Origin of the sequence: Ochrobactrum sp. XJ1 (genome assembly GCF_024701725.1) — a bacterium.
Lineage (GTDB): Bacteria > Pseudomonadota > Alphaproteobacteria > Rhizobiales > Rhizobiaceae > Brucella > Brucella anthropi.
On the sequence record NZ_VDGD01000008.1, the window covers coordinates 191433 to 207855 of the forward strand.

Sequence of the window (16423 nt, forward strand, 5' to 3'; positions counted from 1 at the left end):
TCGATGGCTTTGACATTCACCCGAAAGCCGAGATCGGATAGGGAGGAACGGAGGGTTTGGGGGCGAGGCGACGTGCTTCTTGCCGAAAAGCCGACTGACACCAAGCTGGTTATGGTTCCAGCTGCCGCCGTTTCTCGACGAGGAAATCGACGAAGGCGCGTAATTTGGCCGGCATTTGCTCGCGCGATGACACATAGAGATTGAAGCCCTCGAAAGGCAGGCACCACTCCTCCATCACCCGCACCAATGCGCCTGAGGCCAGATGCTGACGGACAGCAAAGTCCAGGTGCATAACCAAACCGACACCTTGGAGTGCGGCGCTCAACATGACGTCGTCGCTATTGGTGGCAAATGTTCCGAAAGGCTGAAACAGCCGCTCTTCGCCCGAGCGGGGATCCGTCAGTTCCCAGCGGAAAACGGTCCCGCTGCTGGTTTGGCGAAAGCCGAGGCAATTATGGTCTGCCAAATCCTCGAACCGTTTCGGGGGTGGATTGGCTGCGAAATAAGCTGGCGAGCCGACGATAGCCAGCGAAACAGGAAGCGTGATCGGTACGGCAACCATCGTGTCTGTCACGCTTTCGCGCAGACGAATGCCCGCATCGCAGCCTTCCCGCACAATGTCTCCCAATCCATCGTCAACGAACAGTTCAACACGCACTTCAGGATATCTGCGCGCGAACTCACCCAGATGTGGTTCGATGAAATGATGCGCGACGACGCGCGGTGCATTCAGCCGGATCTCACCACTCGGCTTATCGCGCGCTTCGCCAACCGCGACCACCGCATGCGAGATCATTGCCAGCCCTGGCTCGACCTGAGACAGCAGCTTCCTGCCGTCATCCGTCAGTGACACCGAACGTGTCGACCGGTTGAGCAGACGCACGCCAAGCTGTTGTTCCAGGGTTCTGATTGCTTGCGACAGACCCGACGGAGAAATGCCAATCCGGCCGGCGGCGCGCGTGTAGCTTCCTTCGCGGGCGACTTCCGCGAAAGCGGCGAGGGCAGGAAGGAGATTGCGGTCCATGTGCGCTCATTATGAACTACTGCTTCAAACTCATTGAAGAGTACCCCTATTTTTCCTTGCCGTATACCGGCTTATATTTAATTCCATGCAATAAACTGTAGGGAGGATAATGTGGTCAAAATCCTGATCCTTGGTGCGAGCGGGCAGATTGCCCGGCATGTCGTCGACATGCTTGTCAGTCGCGACGATGCCGAACTGACCCTGTTCCAACGCGACGCGGGGAAGTTGAGCCGCGACGTAACCGTTAATGCCCGCATCATTGAAGGCGACGTTCACAACGCTGCCAAACTGAAGGAAGCGATGCTCGGCCAGAATGTGGTCTATGCCAACCTTGCCGGTGATGTCGACGCACAGGCTGATGCCATCATCAATGCTATGCAGGGCACCGGTGTTTGCAAGCTGATCTTCTGCACCACTCTCGGCATCTATGATGAAGTGCCGGGCAAATTTGGCGAATGGAACAAGCGGGAAATCGGTGAATACCTGCCGCCTTACCGCAAGGCTGCCGATGCCATTGAAGCTTCGGGGCTGGACTATGCCATCCTGCGGCCTGCCTGGCTGACTGATGTCGACGAGGTCGACTACGAAATTACCGAGCGAAACGAGCCGTTCAAGGGTACCGAAGTCGCCCGGAAGAGTGTGGCAGCCCTCGTCGTTGAATTGCTTCAAGCGCCGGGCGCACTCGGCGATCGTAACATCGGCGTGAATAAGCCCAACACCGATGGCGACAAGCCGGCCTTCATGTGAAAGCGCCAGCCCATCAGCAGATGAAATGCCTCATAATACCGAAATCAAGGAGAACCCATCATGGAAACCGTGAAAATCCGTAATCACGATATGTATTGGGATATTGCCGCCGATATCCATTTCCCGCCAAACTTTGACAAGTCGAAAAAATATCCGGCTATCATCAGCGCACACCCTATCGGAAGCTGCAAGGATCAAACCTCAGGCAACGTCTATGGTGTTGCTCTTGCCAAGGAGGGCTTCGTTGTCATCGCTTTCGATGCGAGCTTCCAGGGTGCCAGCGGCGGTGAGCCGCGTTTCATCGAAGACCCAACATTGCGCGTGGAGGACTTTCGCCATGTGGCCGATTATCTGGTGACGCTTCCCTATGTCGACGAGGATCGCATCGGTGTCCTCGGCATCTGCGGTGGTGGTGGTTACTCGATCAACGCTGCTATGACCGAGCGCCGCATCAAGGCAGTGGGCACTGTTACCGGCGCGAACTATGGTCGCCTGATGCGGGGCAACTTCACCGGCCTCAACCCAATAGGTGCTCTGGAGGCAATGGCCAAGCAACGGACCGCTGAGGCTCGCGGCGGATCTCTCCACGTCGACAATTTGCTGGCCAGTTCTGTCGAGGAAGCCCGTGCTGCCGGTGTTACCGACCGTGACCCGCTGGAAGCGACCGAATATTACCGCACGCCGCGTGGCCAGAAGCCGAACGGTCTGAACCGCTCGCTCCTGTCGCATCAGGCGGCGGCAGTTGGCTGGGACGCATTCCACCTCGCTGAAGTTTTGTTGACACAACCTCTCTGCATAGTGGTCGGTGATCAGGTAGGCGCTTTCGGTGCGTACCGTGATGGCTGCGAAATAATCGAACGGGCGGCCTCGAAGAAGAAGGAACTGGTCGTCGTCGAGGGTTGGTCGCACTACGATCTTTATGACAAGCCGGAACCGGTCGGAAAGGCATTGGCGAAGCTGATTCCATTCTACAAGGAAAACCTCTGAGCATGACCAAACGGCCGCCACGCATAGTGGCGGCGGCCTTGCAATTGCGAACGAGCAGCGGTTCGGGATGCATATCTGCGTCAGCAGATCGTAAACGACTGCCGCTGGACAAGCGTGAATCCGCTACCTCCTCCATCTGGGATAACTGTCTGAACCTAACTGATGGTCGAAACCTCTTTGACAAGCCAGTCGCGGAAGAGCTGCAACGCCGGGTTGGAGGCAATGTTTTCGTGGCTGCATATAAACTTGTAGGATTCCTTGGGCTCGAAATATCGCTCGGACACGATGCGGAGGCTTCCGCGCTGCACGTCGTTTTCGACCAGAGGCCGATGAGAAAAACCAATGCCCTGTCCGGAACGAGCAGCCGCCAACAATGTGTGTTGATCGTCAAAAAAGAGGTTTGAATTGGCGGTTAAATCATCAAATCCGTGGTGGGATATCCATCTTTTCCAGTCGTTTACGTCCCGATAATGCAAGCGAGGAATGTCAGGATTCACGAGAAGGTCTTCTGGATTTGTCACATTGGCCAGAAGTGAGGGGCTGCAGACAGGTACCAGTTTTTCTTTTAGAAGTTCGATGTTGTACATGCCTGCAGGAGGATGCAGACAATACTTTATCTGTGCGTCTTCTCTATCCTGAGCGATGGAATCTATATCGAGATTATTCAAGTGAAGCTGGATGCCTGGATTTTGCTTCAAGAAGCCAGCTATCCTGCTTGCGATCACTTCCATTGCGAAAAAAGGACCGGCGCGAACCCGGAGAATTTGGGTCTTGTTGTCCTGTCCGATCAGCGTCGTAACTGCGCCGATTTCATCAAATGCCCGAGCACAAACCTCCAGCAGCAGCGCACCTTCTGCGGTAACGGATACACCGCGCGAGCCGCGAATAAGCAACTGACAACCCAAAGCCTGTTCCAGAAGCTTGATTTGATGGCTCACAGCGCCCTGACTGACTGCAAGCTCTTCTGCGGCGGCAGTGAAGCTTTGGCAATGCGAAACGGCCTCAAAAGCCCTTAAGGCTCTCAAGCTTGGGAGTTTTCGCCGCTTCGCCCTTGACGTCATAACATTATGAATTTTTCTAATACCATTGAATAGATCTTTTGCATTGATCGACCCACGGCACAAGCATAATCGTCAATCAATAAAAACTGCCCCTGGGTGTTTGAGCTCTGCGGTTCCTGATCATGGATGACAGCGCGCAGGCGACGAAGCCGGTAAGGGCATATAACAGGAGAACGAAACGTGCTTAAGCAAGCTAAAATGGGAATTGTTGCCGCCTTTATCGCCGTATGTGGTGCCCTTCCAGCCCATGCCGAAGAAATCCGCATGGGAGCCGAAGGTGCCTATGCCCCTTTCAATTATCTGGATCCGAGCGGGCAGCTCAAAGGTTTTGATATCGATGTCGGCAATGCGATCTGTGAAAAACTGAAAGCTGATTGCGTATGGAGCGCCAACGAGTGGAGCGGGATTATTCCGGCGCTTCAGTCAAAGAAGTTCGACATCATGGCTTCTTCGATGGCTATTACTGAATCGCGTATGCAGCAGGTCAGCTTCTCCGATCCGTATTACTACAACACCATGCGGTTTGTCGCTTTGAAGGAGCTTGGCCTGAAGGATGTGACGCCTGAAAGTGCCAAGGGCAAGGTCATAGGCACCCAGACTGGCTCCATCGCCGTCGATGCTTTGCAGCGCTTTTTCCCGGATAATGAGGTGAAGCTATATCCGACACTGGAAGAAGCCTTCCTGGATATCGAGAACGGCCGCATTGACCTCTTGCTGGAATCCAAATTCGCGCTCAGCGACTGGATTAAGAAGGGTGCGGATTGCTGCGAATTTGTCGGCAATGAGTTCCTTCTAGATGGAACCCTGGGTGCCGGAATGGCCTTCCGCAAGGATGACGAAGAACTGCGCACGCGCGTCAACAAGGCGCTTGCGGAGATCATCCAGGACGGTAGCTACGACAAGATCAGTGCCAAGTACTTTGATTTCGACATCAGGGAAAAGCCGAAATTCGCGAGCGAAATCTTCGCGAAGTAGTTCGCTCCACCCTCACATACAGAGTGCCTGATTTGAGACACCACATCAGATCAGGTGCTCACTGCGTGTGGCATAGTCAGGCCTCAGCCATTTCGTTTCGACCAACACAGAGTGGTCTTCGCCGACAAAAGAAAGGTCGATCCGTGTCCTATCGTGTTGCGATCATCGAACTCATCAATGAAAGTAATACCTTCACGCAAAATCGCACGAGCATCAGCGATTTTCGGGCGTCGCATTATTTCAAGGGCGATGAGATTCCAGCCAATTTCCGAGGTACCGGCTCTGAGGTCGGTGGCGCGATAAAGGTCGCGGATGAAAAGGGCTGGACGCCTGTTTATATCACCGCAGCCCATGCGGAGCCGAACGGACCGGTGCTTGAAACTGCGCGTCAGGAAATCACCGGCGAGTGCTTGCGACGGCTGAAGGAAGCCGGACCTTTTGACGGTATATTTGTTGCCCTGCATGGTGCCATGGTGACGGAGACCGATCAGGATGGCGACAGCCAGTTCCTGCGGGAGATCCGGTCCGTGGTCGGATACGATGTTCCGGTCGCCATCACCCTAGACCTTCACGCGAATATTTTTGATGAACTGGCTGATCTGGCGCAGATCGCCGTTTCATTCCGGACTTATCCTCATATCGATATGAGTGAGGTCGGAGTTGAGGCCTGTTCGTTGCTGGATCAAGCGATGAAAGGGGAAATCGAACCTGCGTTGGCCATTGGGCGCCCACCAATGCTTCTCGGTTGTGATGATGGTCGCACGACAGATAACGGTCCGATGTGCCGCCTGCTCGAAAGTGCAGGCCGTGAGATGCAACAACCGGGAATCCTGAATGTGGCGGTCAATGCCGGGTTTACCGATGCTGATGTCTGGGCGGCTGGGCCGAGTGTGATCGTGACCTTCGATCGTAAATGCGTTAGCCGACAAACCGCTAGCGATGTCGCGGACAAGATGTGCGACGAAATCTGGGCCTATAAGGATCAGTGGTCGCAGCCGATGCCTCTCGACGAATGTATCCGGCAATTGAAGGAGGCCCGGGGTGCTGAAGGCACGATTGTCGTCGCTGATTTCTCCGACAATCCCGGCTCGGGGGCCTATAGCGATTGCACTGCGCTCATTGCGGCGATGCTTCAGGCGGGTGTGACCAATGCCGCCGCAGGCGCGCTTCTCGACCCTGAAGCGGTGGCAGAGATTGCAGCCAAGGCGATAGGCGAGACTGTTACGGTGACGATTGGCGGCAAATCCGATCCATCTGTTGGTGGCGGTCCTTTGACTGTGACAGGCCGTGTCATGTCGGTCAGCGACGGTACCTTCGTCTTTGAAGGGCCGATGTTTACAGGTTTGCCTGGAACGACCGGAAAAGCCGTGTGCCTGCGTGTGGAGGGGATCGATATTATGATCGTGTCGGAACGCATGCAGATGCTTGATCAGAACATTTTCCGTATCGTCGGCGTCGAGCCGAAGGAAAAATCCGTTCTGGCGGTCAAATCAATGCAGCATTTCAAAGGGGCGTTCGGCCCGATTGCAACACAGATCATTGTTACCGATGCTGGTGGTCTGAGCTCACCGGACCTGTCGAGACGGATCTACGCTCGCCTGCGGCGTCCGGTTTTCCCCCTGGACACACTGTCGGATCAGCATCAGTAAGAGTGCTGACGAAACTATTGGACTTTTGACAGCGAACAGGGAATTTAATTCGGTCGAGGGGAACAATTAGGATGACGTTTCGTCACCGTGGAACTCCTGGACCAGATTGATCATTTGTACTCACGGATGGAGTGTCCGATGCACGTAGCGCCAATCTTCGCCGGGTTAAAAATCGAGGCGGCTGAAATACGGGTCATACGTTTGCCGCTGCTCGTGCCTTTCGTGATTTCCACCGGAACAATGACCGAAAAGATCATACCGATCCTCACCTTGCGGGCTGAAGGCCTGGAAGGTTATGCCGAAGGCGTGATGGATCCGTTGCCGGATTATCTGGAGGAGACCATCTCCGGTTCGCTCTCTTTCCTGCGCGATGTGCTGTTGCCCCAGATTGTTGGCAAACGCTTTAACGGCCCCGCCGATCTTGCAGCCATTCTCGATCCATGGCGCGGACACAGAATGAGCAAGGCCATGGTTGAGATGGCGATATGGGACCTGTGGGCAAAAGCACTGAACCTACCATTGAGCGTTGCGCTTGGTGGCGTTCGCGATGCTATCGACGTGGGTGTCAGCCTTGGCATTGCCGATATTCCAACGACGATTGACCGGGTCGCTGCCTCGCTCGATGCCGGTTACAAGCGCGTTAAGCTGAAGATCAAGCGCGGTCATGATCTCGCTATGATTCAGGCGGTGCGTGAGCGCTTCCCGGAAGCCAAGCTGACGGTTGATGCCAATACAGACTACCGGCTTTCCGACTTGCCGCTTCTGAAAGCGATGGATGCTTTCGCACTCGATTACATCGAACAGCCGCTGGCTTTCGATGATATTACCGATCATGTCCATGTGCAGGAAAAGCTGCTGACTGCCATCTGCCTGGATGAGAGCATCCGGTCTTCGGTGGATGCGCGCAAGGCGCTTGTCGCAAGAGCTTGCCGTGTCATCAATATCAAGGTGGGTCGAGTCGGTGGACATAGTGCATCACGCGCAATTCACGATGTCTGCGCAGCCTTTGATGTGCCTGTATGGTGCGGTGGGATGCTTGAAGCAGGCATTGGTCGGGCGCACAATATTCACCTGTCCACACTGCCAAATTTCACCAAACCGGGGGACACATCGTCCGCCAGCCGCTACTTCCCGCGCGATATTGTCAACGAGCCGCTGGAAGCCGAAAATGGACGAATGGCCGTTCCCAAGAACGGTCCGGGTATCGGTGTGACCTTGGATCATGCATTTCTCGATACGGTCACCAGCCATCGCGAGGATTTCGTCGCATGAGCGAAATATTGGTCCGCGAGCTCGCCTCTCTCGACGAGATGAAGGATTCGGAGACTGTTCAGCGGCTGGTGTGGGGAGACGACGATCCTGTCGATGCCTCAGACCTATTGCTCGCCATCCAGCACGAAGGCGGCCTTGTCGCCGGAGCGTTCGATGGCGGGAAGATGATAGGCTTCATCTTTGGTTTCCCAAGTGCAACGCCGGGTGTTCAGCATTCTCACCGTCTGGCGGTTCTTCCGGAAGCAAGAGGCTTGAAACTTGGCGCGCGGATGAAGTGGTTCCAGCGCGATTGGTGCCTTGCGAGAGGCATTACGCATGTGCGCTGGACCTATGATCCGATCCGGGCGGTCAATGCCAGTCTGAACATTGCGAGCCTCGGGGCCACATCGTCCACTTATCATATCGACTATTACGGCCCTATGGTCGGTATCAATTCTGGGTTGCCTTCGGACCGGATCGTGGCTGACTGGCAATTGGACGATCTGCGTGTAGAAGCTCGATCTCGAGGCCAGAAACTTGAGTTTCCTGCAGATGCTCGACGCGTGAAAATACCGGGCGATATCGATCGCCTGCTTGCAATTGATCCGGCGGCGGCAATGAATGCAAGGTTGTCGCTTCGCGAACAGCTGCTGACTGCCTTCGATGAAGGTAAGCGTATTGTTGGCTTCGACCCGCAGGCCACGACGTATTTATTGGTTTAAAGCCGATAGCTGAAATTACAAGCAAGCCGGATGCGCTATCCATTCGTTGGTACAGCCGTTTGACCATCAATCGGTCATCTGTGCTGTCAGTCGGCGAGCACTGCTTCATGTTGTAGTGTGGCTGATTTCAGCCGGGGTCTTCGGTTCGCTAGACCGCAGGCCTGGTTAAGCAACCGTAAATGACCTTGACCGCGTAGACAGTGATCGTTCACAAGATGACGGATCAATAGCAGCTCCAGGAGTTTCTCCAAGAGCGTCTGGCCAAGGCTAATGGAAATAATCATGCATGAAATCATCTGCCCGCATTGCAACAAGGCATTCAAGATCGATGAGACGGGCTATGCCGATATCCTGAAGCAGGTGCGTGACAGTGATTTCGAGAAGCAGCTGCATGAGCGCTTGGAGTTGGCTGATCAGGACAAGCGTAACGCTGTTGAGCTTGCACAGGCTAAAGTTGCCAATGAATTGCAGAAGACTGCCGCAGCCAAGGATTCTGAAATCCAGGAACTGAGGGCAAGACTTGAATCCGGTGAAGTCGCGCAGAAACTCGCAGTTGCTGAGGCGCTGAGTGCTGTCGAAAAACAACGCGATACTCTTTTGCATGAGCTTGAGAAAGCAAGACGGGAGCAGGAGGCTGCATCAAAACTGGCCGAGGCGAAGCTTATTGCCGAACTACAGAAAGCAGCCACCACTAAAGACGCGGAGATCCAGAGCCTGAAGGCCAGGCTCGATGCAGGGGAGCTTTCGCAGAAGCTCGCGGTCACCGAAGCCGTCAATACGGTTGAGAAAGAGCGTGACGAACTGAAGAATGGGCTTGCTCGGATCACGCTCGAAAAACAGCTTGCTGAAACTGCACTCAGGGACAAGTACGAAACGCAGCTGAAGGATCGCAACGACGCAATCGAGCGTCTGAGGGATATGAAAGCGAAACTATCGACAAAAATGATCGGCGAGACGCTGGAACAGCACTGCTCAATCGAGTTTGACCGCATTCGTGCGACGGCTTTCCCCCGTGCGTATTTTGAGAAGGATAACGACGCGCGCAACGGTAGCAAGGGCGACTTCATCTTCCGCGACATGGACGATGCAGGTTCTGAAATCGTCTCGATCATGTTCGAGATGAAGAACGAAAATGACGAGACGGCTACCAAGAAGAAGAACGAAGACTTTCTCAAAGAATTAGACAAGGACCGGAGCGCGAAAGGCTGTGAATACGCCGTTCTGGTCTCGTTGCTTGAGCCCGAGAATGAGCTCTACAACACCGGGATCATTGACGTATCCCACCGCTATCCGAAAATGTACGTCGTCCGACCGCAGTTTTTCATCCCGATCATCACGCTGCTGCGCAATGCGGCGATGAACTCGCTCCACTACAAGAATGAGCTGGCACTGGTGAAGGCGCAAAATGTCGACATAACAAACTTCGAATCCCAGCTTGATGACTTTAAAGCCGCATTCGGGCGCAATTGGCGTCTGGCTTCAGATGGCTTTGAGGAAGCAGTCAAACGCATCGACGAGGCCATCAAGGATCTGGAGAAAACGAAGGAAGCGCTTCATAAGTCTGCCAATAACTTGCGGCTTGCAAATGACAAGGCAGAGGACCTGACAGTCAAGCGGCTCACGCGCGGTAACCCAACGATGGCTATCAAGTTTGCCGACCTCAAGCAGAACGGCATGCCCGATAATGAATGAGCAAATAAGCAGATTTTGGTGAACTTGCTGCCTATTCTCCCATAGCGTCAACCGATGTGTAACCACCATCCGGTGTCGGGAAAGTGGCAGAGTTATGCCGCTATGGCCGGGCGCGCTTCGGCGAGAAGTTCGATCGTTTTGAGCCGATGGCTTCCTTCGGAAACCGGGCAGTCGATGACAAACTCAGCGATGCCAAACTCACGGTGCAGGCGTTGAAGCTCAGTGTGAACGTGGATGGCCGTGCCACGGATCACACGTGGCGTGCGTTCTTCAATCGTGTATTGCGCGGCGCCTGCCTGCCTTACATATTCGAGCGCTTGTTCGTGGCTGCCGACGTTGACCGGCTGCAAACCTTCGGCTGCAACACGGAAGCGCCGAATATCAACTGCAAGCCTCTCTGCCTCGGCATCGCTTTCCGCAACGATTACGCCGACAGCTAAAATGGCAGGACGGTTTGTGATTGCCTGATAGGCGTCAACGGCTTCCTTTATGGCTGTCGGGTCACCCTGAATATGAGCCGCATAGACGAAGTTCCAGTTGAGACGTGCGGCAAGCTCAGCACTTTCGACGCTCGCACCCAGCAGGAAACGTTCAGGTTTTTGTGGCGGAACCGGATAAGCGGCAAGGCCGTTCCGGTCGGCGGTATTTTCCGGGCTTTGGTCGAGAAATTTATCTAACTCAATCAGTTGCTCATTGAAGGATGGTTTCCGATCAGGGTCATAGGCGCCCTGCAAGGCACGGGTTGAAAGCGGCAGCCCCCCAGGGGCTTTGCCCACACCCAGATCGACACGTCCGGGCGCAAGTGAAGACAGGAGATTGAAATTTTCTGCGACCTTGTAGGTGCTGTAATGCTGCAGCATAACGCCGCCTGAACCAATTCGAATATGTTTGGTATGTGCCAGCAAAAAGCTGATCAACACTTCCGGTGATGAACTGGCGAGCTCTGGTGAGTTGTGATGTTCAGCCACCCAGAAGCGATGAAAACCTGCGGTTTCTGCTTTCTGCGCAAGCTTTATCGTGCGGGCCAGTGCCGTTTGAGCCGCTTCGCCGTCATGAATGGGACTTTTATCGAGAAAACTGAGCGCGTAGGGCATTTCATCCTCATCAACAATTTGATGAGGAGTAATCTATGTTTTTTGTAGAATATTAATCGAGCAACGATCTTCCAATATTTGCGCGCTCATTAAACGTTCATGCCGTGCAAACCTGCAAGCAAAGAGGCACCGTTAAAGGAAGATACTGTTCGATGGCGGCTTTTTGCACCCACTCAACAAAGTCGGGCAGCATTTGTTCAGCGGAGGCTTTCCATGGTTGATATTATTGTACAGTCCTCTCTTTTGGATCCGGCAGCGCAGCCCCTTATCGATGGCCTGGCTCACGAATATGATCTTCGTTATGCCGATCTGGACCGATCCGGTGGCGCGCGCGCAGAAATTCTGCGTTACCCCACGGACGCATTTGCGCCGCCGCTTGGCGGATTCCTGTTGCTTCAACGCGATGGGGAAACCATTGCCGGTGGCGCCTATATGAGCCACGACGATGAAACCGTGGAGCTCAAACGTATCTGGACCGCGTCGCATTTGCGCAGGCAGGGGCTGGCGCGCCGCATTGTGCTGGCGCTCGAAGAAAGTGCGGGCAATCTGGGCTATACGCGCGCTTATCTGTCTACGGGCTTCCGCCAACCAGAAGCAACTGCGCTCTACATCGCACTCGGCTATCGTCCGCTTTTCGATACATCCGTCGATGTTCTGCAATATCGCTCACTGCCCTTTGAAAAGCACATTGGCACCAAATTGGGCCAGCCGATCTCCTCGCCACTTTATCCAGCATCAGCCTCCTTCGAAGAAGCAACCCAGCGTGTACAGGAGCGTAAGGTGGTGCAGGAAGCAAGCATTCTGGCGCGGCTTCAAAGCTATCGCGAAGCCGCTGCATGAGCAGGGAAACAAACCATGCCCCTTTCACACATTGGACATTTTGCCTTTCTCATTCCTGGCAGTCATCGCGAAAATGATCCCGCGCAGGGTTTAGAGGATACATTGCAGCTTTTCGAGCATGGAGAGCGGCTGGGATACGACAGTGCATGGGTGCGGCAGCGCCATCTGGAGCGCGGTATTTCATCCGCCGCCACCTTTCTCGCAGCAGCTTCGCAGCGGACAAAACGGATAGGTCTTGGCACCGCGGTTATTCAGCTTGGCTATGAAAATCCGTTTCGTCTGGCTGAGGATCTGGCGACGGTCGATCTGCTTTCGAATGGCAGGCTGAATGTTGGTGTTTCAGTCGGCGAACCGCCCTTCGCTCATCTGATCGCGGACTTCGTCGATGCTGTTCCAATTGCAGATTACAGTCATTCACGGGCTGAAAAGCTGGCGCGTGCCCTACGTTCAGAGCCACTGTCCGGCAAGACGGAGGCAGGCAATGCCGCTGGTGCCCAAATCCCGCGTTTGAGACCGTTTGCGGAAGGGCTGACCGAACGCCTGTGGTATGGCGGGGGTTCGCAAAATTCTGCCAAATGGGCGGGACAAGCCGGCTTTAATCTTTTGACTGGAAATATTGTCAGCGGTGAAAACACCGACAGTTTTCTGACTGCGCAGAAAGCATTGATTGAACGTTTCCGTCAGGAATGGGCGCATGAACGTGCGCCACGCGTCGCACTTGGGCGTGTGATATTGCCAACAGATGGCGCCAGCCCGGACGCGCGTCGTCGTTATGCGGAATTTGCGGCTGAACGTGATAAGCGGACGGGGCTTTCTCATGGTCCACGCCGCACGCTGTTCTTGCCTGATATTGTCGGGACGACGGAAGAAATTCTCGAAAAGCTCGCAGTCGACCCGGTTCTGCCGCTTGTGTCTGAATTCCGCCTGGAGCTTCCCTATGAATTCCACGCAGAGGATTATGCGCAAATCCTCACGGACTTTGGGCGGCTGCTTCCCGCATCTGGCACAAGGAAACCAGAACTCAGTGTCGTTTGGGCAGGTTAGCCCTCCGATCAATTCAATTACGATTGGAATAAAGTCATGAAACAAATCTCAAGATCTGTTTCTGATTAGTTTCGAGACGGTTCTAATGAACCAAAATTGTAAGTAATTTGGGCTTTTCAGCGTAACTGCTGCGAGCATTAATCAGTGGCACATAGTGACATTGCCGCACATCTACTTCCGTTTTAGAGGCGGGTTCTAATTTTCTACAAAATCAGTCGATTATAGAAATGGCATTCTCGGCCAATCTGCCGAGCGCTGCTACCGTATGGCAGATTGATAAATCTGGAGTAATAAACAGAGATGGGATCAACGGTAACATATCTCCGCGAGAGTATTCCGCAATATGTTGAAGAGCCTGAAGATATCGAGGTTTCTCCAGGCGAACTTAAAGTAGCCATGAGACAGCTTGCAGGTGGCGTGAGTGTTGTCACGGCGGGTTTCGATGAAGGGCGCACCGGGGCGACAGTGACGTCAGCCACAGCGCTTTCGGTTGAGCCGCCAACGATTATCGTAAATATCAATCGCGGTTCATCGGTCTGGTCGGCGATTAGTCGCCATAACCATTTCTGCGTGAATGTGCTGTCCTCCGGCCATCAGTCCATTGCCGATCGTTTTGCTGGCAAGGGTGGCATCAAGGGCGTTGAACGTTACGCGGATGCTGAATGGTATGCACTAGAAAGCGGTGCGCTGGCACTTGCTGGCGCATTGGCTTCCGTTGATTGCGCCGTGGAAGACGTGATCGAACGCCATACACATGCAATCGTGATCGGTCGCGTTCTGAAAATCGTTACGGGTTCCGGTGAACCGCTTCTGTATCACAATGGCGGCTATCGCCTTCTGGACACTATATCAGGCGCTTAACTGTGCCCAAGCGGGCGCAGAGCGGTCGTCTTCCAACCCACCGTTGCGGGTAAACTGTTCCAGCGTCATCCTATCGAGAACGCCTGCTATTGCTTCGCGCACCAGCAGCATGGATCGGCGCACCTGACAGGCGCGATGATCCGCGCAGTCGTTGCACGGCTCGTACGCTGTGCGGCTGGCGCAACGGATTGGTGCCAGTGGTCCGTCGAGAACACGGACGACCTGACCAATGGTAATTTCCGACGCAGGCTTGGAAAGGCTATAACCGCCACCGGGACCTTTCTTCGACCGCAGAATGCCGTCATTGCGCAATTCCAGCAGGATTGCGTCGAGAAATTTCTTGGAGATATTGTTCTGGGTGGCAATATCGGCGACGAACGCACTTTCTCCCGGTTCAAGTGCGGCGAGATGAGCCAGAGCCTTCAGACCGTATTTGCCCTTCTTCGTAAGCATAACCACTCCGCCGATGTTTCGCCGGAATGCTTTGCATGAAATCGAGAGAATTAATAGCTTACCGTGGCTGGCCGAGTGTCGCAGTATAGTGGCTGTTTTAACCGATTTCGCGCGATGCGGTCGGTGTATGATAATAAAGCGGGAAAATTAGACCGTAGGGAATGGTCACGATATCGGCCATCTGATCGTCGGTCGGGCGATCGTCATTCATATCCTCGGAGTCCCGGCAATCGGCTTGGATGTCGGCTTCCGACAATACGAAGATAATCGCGCTCCAAAGCAGAAACGGGAGCAGGGCGATGATGATATAGGTATAGCTCGTATCCATGTTTGAATGGTGGGCCACCAAACATTCTTCCTCAAGGAACAGACGTCTCAAAATCCACCTCTTTTCAGTCAGATTTTTCTTTTGAGCTTGTCACGGACAAGAATGAATGACGTCATAACCACGCTATCTAATTGACTCTATGGCATATTCTGTATTGTGCCGCTTTATGCTGCATTGCAATTTTAAAGTATATAAAAATTATAGAATTACTTTTCTTATCGGCAGGCCGACGGGTGCTTACGCTGCTCCCCATGGAAAACGTCTAGCTGCTCGGTGCGGATGCAGCGCGACCGGAACTGCAAGATGGACGCATGGCGTCGAACTCTTCCTTGGAGAAAAGACATGAGTGAACGAAAACAAATCACGTTTGGCGTCATGCTGCAGGGGGCCGGTGGCCATATGAACGCATGGAAGCATCCAAGTGGACCCGCCGATGCAAGCACCAATTTCGAGTTCTTCGTCAATGCCGCGCGCAAGGCAGAGGCGGCGGGGATCGCCTTCGCCTTTGTTGCTGACGGACTTTACGTCAATGAACAGTCAATACCGCATTTCCTCAATCGTTTTGAACCGATCTCGATCCTTTCGGCACTCGCTGCTTCCACCTCAAAAATTGGTTTGGTAGGTACGGTATCGACGTCCTACAGTGACCCCTTCACCATCGCGCGCCAGTTCGCTTCGCTGGATCTTATTTCTGGCGGACGCGCCGGATGGAATGCTGTTACCTCCCCGCTGGAAGGGTCAGGCCGTAATTACGGGCGCCCGCATCCGGAACACGAACTACGCTATGAAATCGCGGACGAATATCTCGACGTCATCAAAGGGCTCTGGGATTCCTGGGATGACGATGCTTTCGTCCGCGATCGCGAAAACGGCGTCTATGTCGATAAAAACAAGTTACGTCGCATTAATCACAAAGGGCGGTTTTTCAATGTCGAAGGACCGCTGAATATCAGCCGTTCCAGGCAGGGGCAGCCAGTGGTATTTCAGGCCGGATCGTCGGATTCGGGCATCCGGCTTGCCGGTAAACATGCCGATGCGGTGTTTACGAACGGTGCCAAGATTGAGGACGTGCGATCTTTCTACAGGCAGGTAAAGCAAAGTGCCGTTGCACAGGGGCGCAGTTCTTCCGATGTAGGAATTTTCCCCGGTATTGGCCCGATTGTCGGGCGGACGCAGGAGGAAGCCGACGCGAAGTATCAGGCGATCCGTAATCTGGTGTCGGTCGAAGAGGCGCTGCTTTATCTCGGTCGCTTCTTCGATCATCACGATTTCAGCATCTATCCGCTCGACGAGCCTTTCCCTGAACTCGGCGAGATCGGCAAGAACAGTTTCCGCGCCACAACAGATCGCATCAAGAAGACGGCAAGGGAAACCGGTGCCACATTACGCGAGATCGCACTCGACGTCGCGACACCCCGCACCGCCTTTATTGGAACGGCGAAAGCCATTGCCGATGAACTGATCGATTGGGTGGAAAGCGAAGCCGCCGATGGTTTCATTCTCGGCTTTCCCGTCATTGCGGAAGGTCTCGATGATTTCATCCAACATGTACTGCCGATTCTGGAAGAGCGTGGCTATTTCAACCCGGAACTGAGAGGTGAAACGCTACGCGATCATCTGGGGCTTGCGTTCCGCGAAAGCCGTTATTCGTCGGCGGTAGATCAACCGGTAAACAAGGCCGCACGGGCCTGAGGA

16 protein-coding genes are annotated in these 16423 nt (G+C 54.1%); 11 read left to right on the plus strand and 5 right to left on the minus strand.

All coding sequences use genetic code 11. The annotated features are described in order from the left end of the window. Positions 1-109 precede the first annotated feature (109 nt). On the minus strand, positions 110-1024 hold the full coding sequence (locus tag FG152_RS16115; RefSeq protein ID WP_036578729.1) for a LysR family transcriptional regulator: 915 nt from the start codon (positions 1022-1024) through the stop codon (positions 110-112). Between the two features lie 111 nt (positions 1025-1135). Here FG152_RS16115 and FG152_RS16120 point away from each other — a divergent pair, with 111 nt between their 5' ends. Beyond that, entirely contained in the window at positions 1136-1771 is a 636-nt protein-coding gene (locus FG152_RS16120) for an SDR family oxidoreductase (protein ID WP_010660628.1), read from the plus strand. Positions 1772-1831: 60 nt separating this feature from the next. Further along, positions 1832-2758, plus strand: coding sequence for an alpha/beta hydrolase (locus FG152_RS16125; protein ID WP_010660629.1), 927 nt, complete (start codon positions 1832-1834; stop codon positions 2756-2758). A gap of 155 nt (positions 2759-2913) precedes the next feature. On the opposite strand, the gene FG152_RS16130 is transcribed toward FG152_RS16125, so the two are convergent. Then, positions 2914-3783 carry a LysR family transcriptional regulator gene (locus FG152_RS16130; RefSeq protein ID WP_235691820.1) on the minus strand — a complete coding sequence of 290 codons (870 nt, stop codon included), beginning with the start codon at positions 3781-3783 and terminating at the stop codon, positions 2914-2916. A gap of 216 nt (positions 3784-3999) precedes the next feature. Here FG152_RS16130 and FG152_RS16135 point away from each other — a divergent pair, with 216 nt between their 5' ends. The 5 genes from FG152_RS16135 to FG152_RS16155 all read left to right on the plus strand — a co-directional run bounded on the left by FG152_RS16135 (position 4000) and on the right by FG152_RS16155 (position 10108). Continuing rightward, positions 4000-4794, plus strand: a complete 795-nt coding sequence (locus tag FG152_RS16135) for an ABC transporter substrate-binding protein (RefSeq protein WP_235691822.1) — start codon at positions 4000-4002, stop codon at positions 4792-4794. 143 nt (positions 4795-4937) lie between these two features. Then, positions 4938-6443 (plus strand): M81 family metallopeptidase, encoded by a 1506-nt coding sequence (locus FG152_RS16140; RefSeq protein ID WP_010660632.1) that lies wholly within the window; start codon positions 4938-4940, stop codon positions 6441-6443. A 138-nt stretch (positions 6444-6581) separates the two neighbouring features. Further along, positions 6582-7715, plus strand: a complete 1134-nt coding sequence (gene menC, locus FG152_RS16145) for an o-succinylbenzoate synthase (protein ID WP_010660633.1) — start codon at positions 6582-6584, stop codon at positions 7713-7715. Further along, on the plus strand, positions 7712-8416 hold the full coding sequence (locus FG152_RS16150) for a GNAT family N-acetyltransferase (RefSeq protein ID WP_010660634.1): 705 nt from the start codon (positions 7712-7714) through the stop codon (positions 8414-8416). Before menC ends, FG152_RS16150 begins: the two co-directional genes overlap by 4 nt. Positions 8417-8698: 282 nt before the next feature. Then, positions 8699-10108, plus strand: coding sequence for a DUF2130 domain-containing protein (locus FG152_RS16155; RefSeq protein WP_010660636.1), 1410 nt, complete (start codon positions 8699-8701; stop codon positions 10106-10108). A 92-nt stretch (positions 10109-10200) separates the two neighbouring features. On the opposite strand, the gene FG152_RS16160 is transcribed toward FG152_RS16155, so the two are convergent. Then, entirely contained in the window at positions 10201-11202 is a 1002-nt protein-coding gene (locus FG152_RS16160) for an LLM class flavin-dependent oxidoreductase (protein WP_036578114.1), read from the minus strand. A 213-nt stretch (positions 11203-11415) separates the two neighbouring features. Between FG152_RS16160 and FG152_RS16165 the strand changes: the two genes are divergently transcribed. The 3 genes from FG152_RS16165 (at position 11416) to FG152_RS16175 (ending at position 13947) form a co-directional block, all read left to right on the plus strand. After that, positions 11416-12042, plus strand: coding sequence for a GNAT family N-acetyltransferase (locus tag FG152_RS16165; RefSeq protein ID WP_010660638.1), 627 nt, complete (start codon positions 11416-11418; stop codon positions 12040-12042). 15 nt (positions 12043-12057) lie between these two features. Next, on the plus strand, positions 12058-13086 hold the full coding sequence (locus tag FG152_RS16170; RefSeq protein WP_010660639.1) for an LLM class flavin-dependent oxidoreductase: 1029 nt from the start codon (positions 12058-12060) through the stop codon (positions 13084-13086). Between the two features lie 300 nt (positions 13087-13386). Further along, complete coding sequence (locus FG152_RS16175; RefSeq protein WP_036578116.1) at positions 13387-13947, plus strand: flavin reductase family protein; 561 nt, start codon at positions 13387-13389, stop codon at positions 13945-13947. On the opposite strand, the gene FG152_RS16180 is transcribed toward FG152_RS16175, so the two are convergent. Both FG152_RS16180 and FG152_RS16185 read right to left on the minus strand, forming a co-directional pair. Then, positions 13936-14400 (minus strand): RrF2 family transcriptional regulator, encoded by a 465-nt coding sequence (locus FG152_RS16180; RefSeq protein ID WP_010660640.1) that lies wholly within the window; start codon positions 14398-14400, stop codon positions 13936-13938. The genes FG152_RS16175 and FG152_RS16180 overlap by 12 nt on opposite strands. A 97-nt stretch (positions 14401-14497) precedes the next feature. Further along, positions 14498-14746 (minus strand): hypothetical protein, encoded by a 249-nt coding sequence (locus FG152_RS16185; RefSeq protein ID WP_010660641.1) that lies wholly within the window; start codon positions 14744-14746, stop codon positions 14498-14500. Between the two features lie 324 nt (positions 14747-15070). Between FG152_RS16185 and FG152_RS16190 the strand changes: the two genes are divergently transcribed. Then, positions 15071-16420 (plus strand): LLM class flavin-dependent oxidoreductase, encoded by a 1350-nt coding sequence (locus tag FG152_RS16190; protein ID WP_010660642.1) that lies wholly within the window; start codon positions 15071-15073, stop codon positions 16418-16420. Positions 16421-16423: the final 3 nt, after the last annotated feature.

Bases quoted from the DNA above. Each gene is read 5' to 3' on its own strand.
- FG152_RS16180 (WP_010660640.1), bottom strand. From the start codon at position 14,400: ATGCTTACGAAGAAGGGCAAATACGGTCTGAAGGCTCTGGCTCATCTC.
- FG152_RS16160 (WP_036578114.1), bottom strand. From the start codon at position 11,202: ATGCCCTACGCGCTCAGTTTTCTCGATAAAAGTCCCATTCATGACGGC.
- menC (WP_010660633.1), top strand. From the start codon at position 6,582: ATGCACGTAGCGCCAATCTTCGCCGGGTTAAAAATCGAGGCGGCTGAA.
- FG152_RS16175 (WP_036578116.1), top strand. From the start codon at position 13,387: ATGGGATCAACGGTAACATATCTCCGCGAGAGTATTCCGCAATATGTT.
- FG152_RS16115 (WP_036578729.1), bottom strand. From the start codon at position 1,024: ATGGACCGCAATCTCCTTCCTGCCCTCGCCGCTTTCGCGGAAGTCGCC.
- FG152_RS16170 (WP_010660639.1), top strand. From the start codon at position 12,058: ATGCCCCTTTCACACATTGGACATTTTGCCTTTCTCATTCCTGGCAGT.
- FG152_RS16150 (WP_010660634.1), top strand. From the start codon at position 7,712: ATGAGCGAAATATTGGTCCGCGAGCTCGCCTCTCTCGACGAGATGAAG.
- FG152_RS16125 (WP_010660629.1), top strand. From the start codon at position 1,832: ATGGAAACCGTGAAAATCCGTAATCACGATATGTATTGGGATATTGCC.
- FG152_RS16190 (WP_010660642.1), top strand. From the start codon at position 15,071: ATGAGTGAACGAAAACAAATCACGTTTGGCGTCATGCTGCAGGGGGCC.
- FG152_RS16165 (WP_010660638.1), top strand. From the start codon at position 11,416: ATGGTTGATATTATTGTACAGTCCTCTCTTTTGGATCCGGCAGCGCAG.
- FG152_RS16155 (WP_010660636.1), top strand. From the start codon at position 8,699: ATGCATGAAATCATCTGCCCGCATTGCAACAAGGCATTCAAGATCGAT.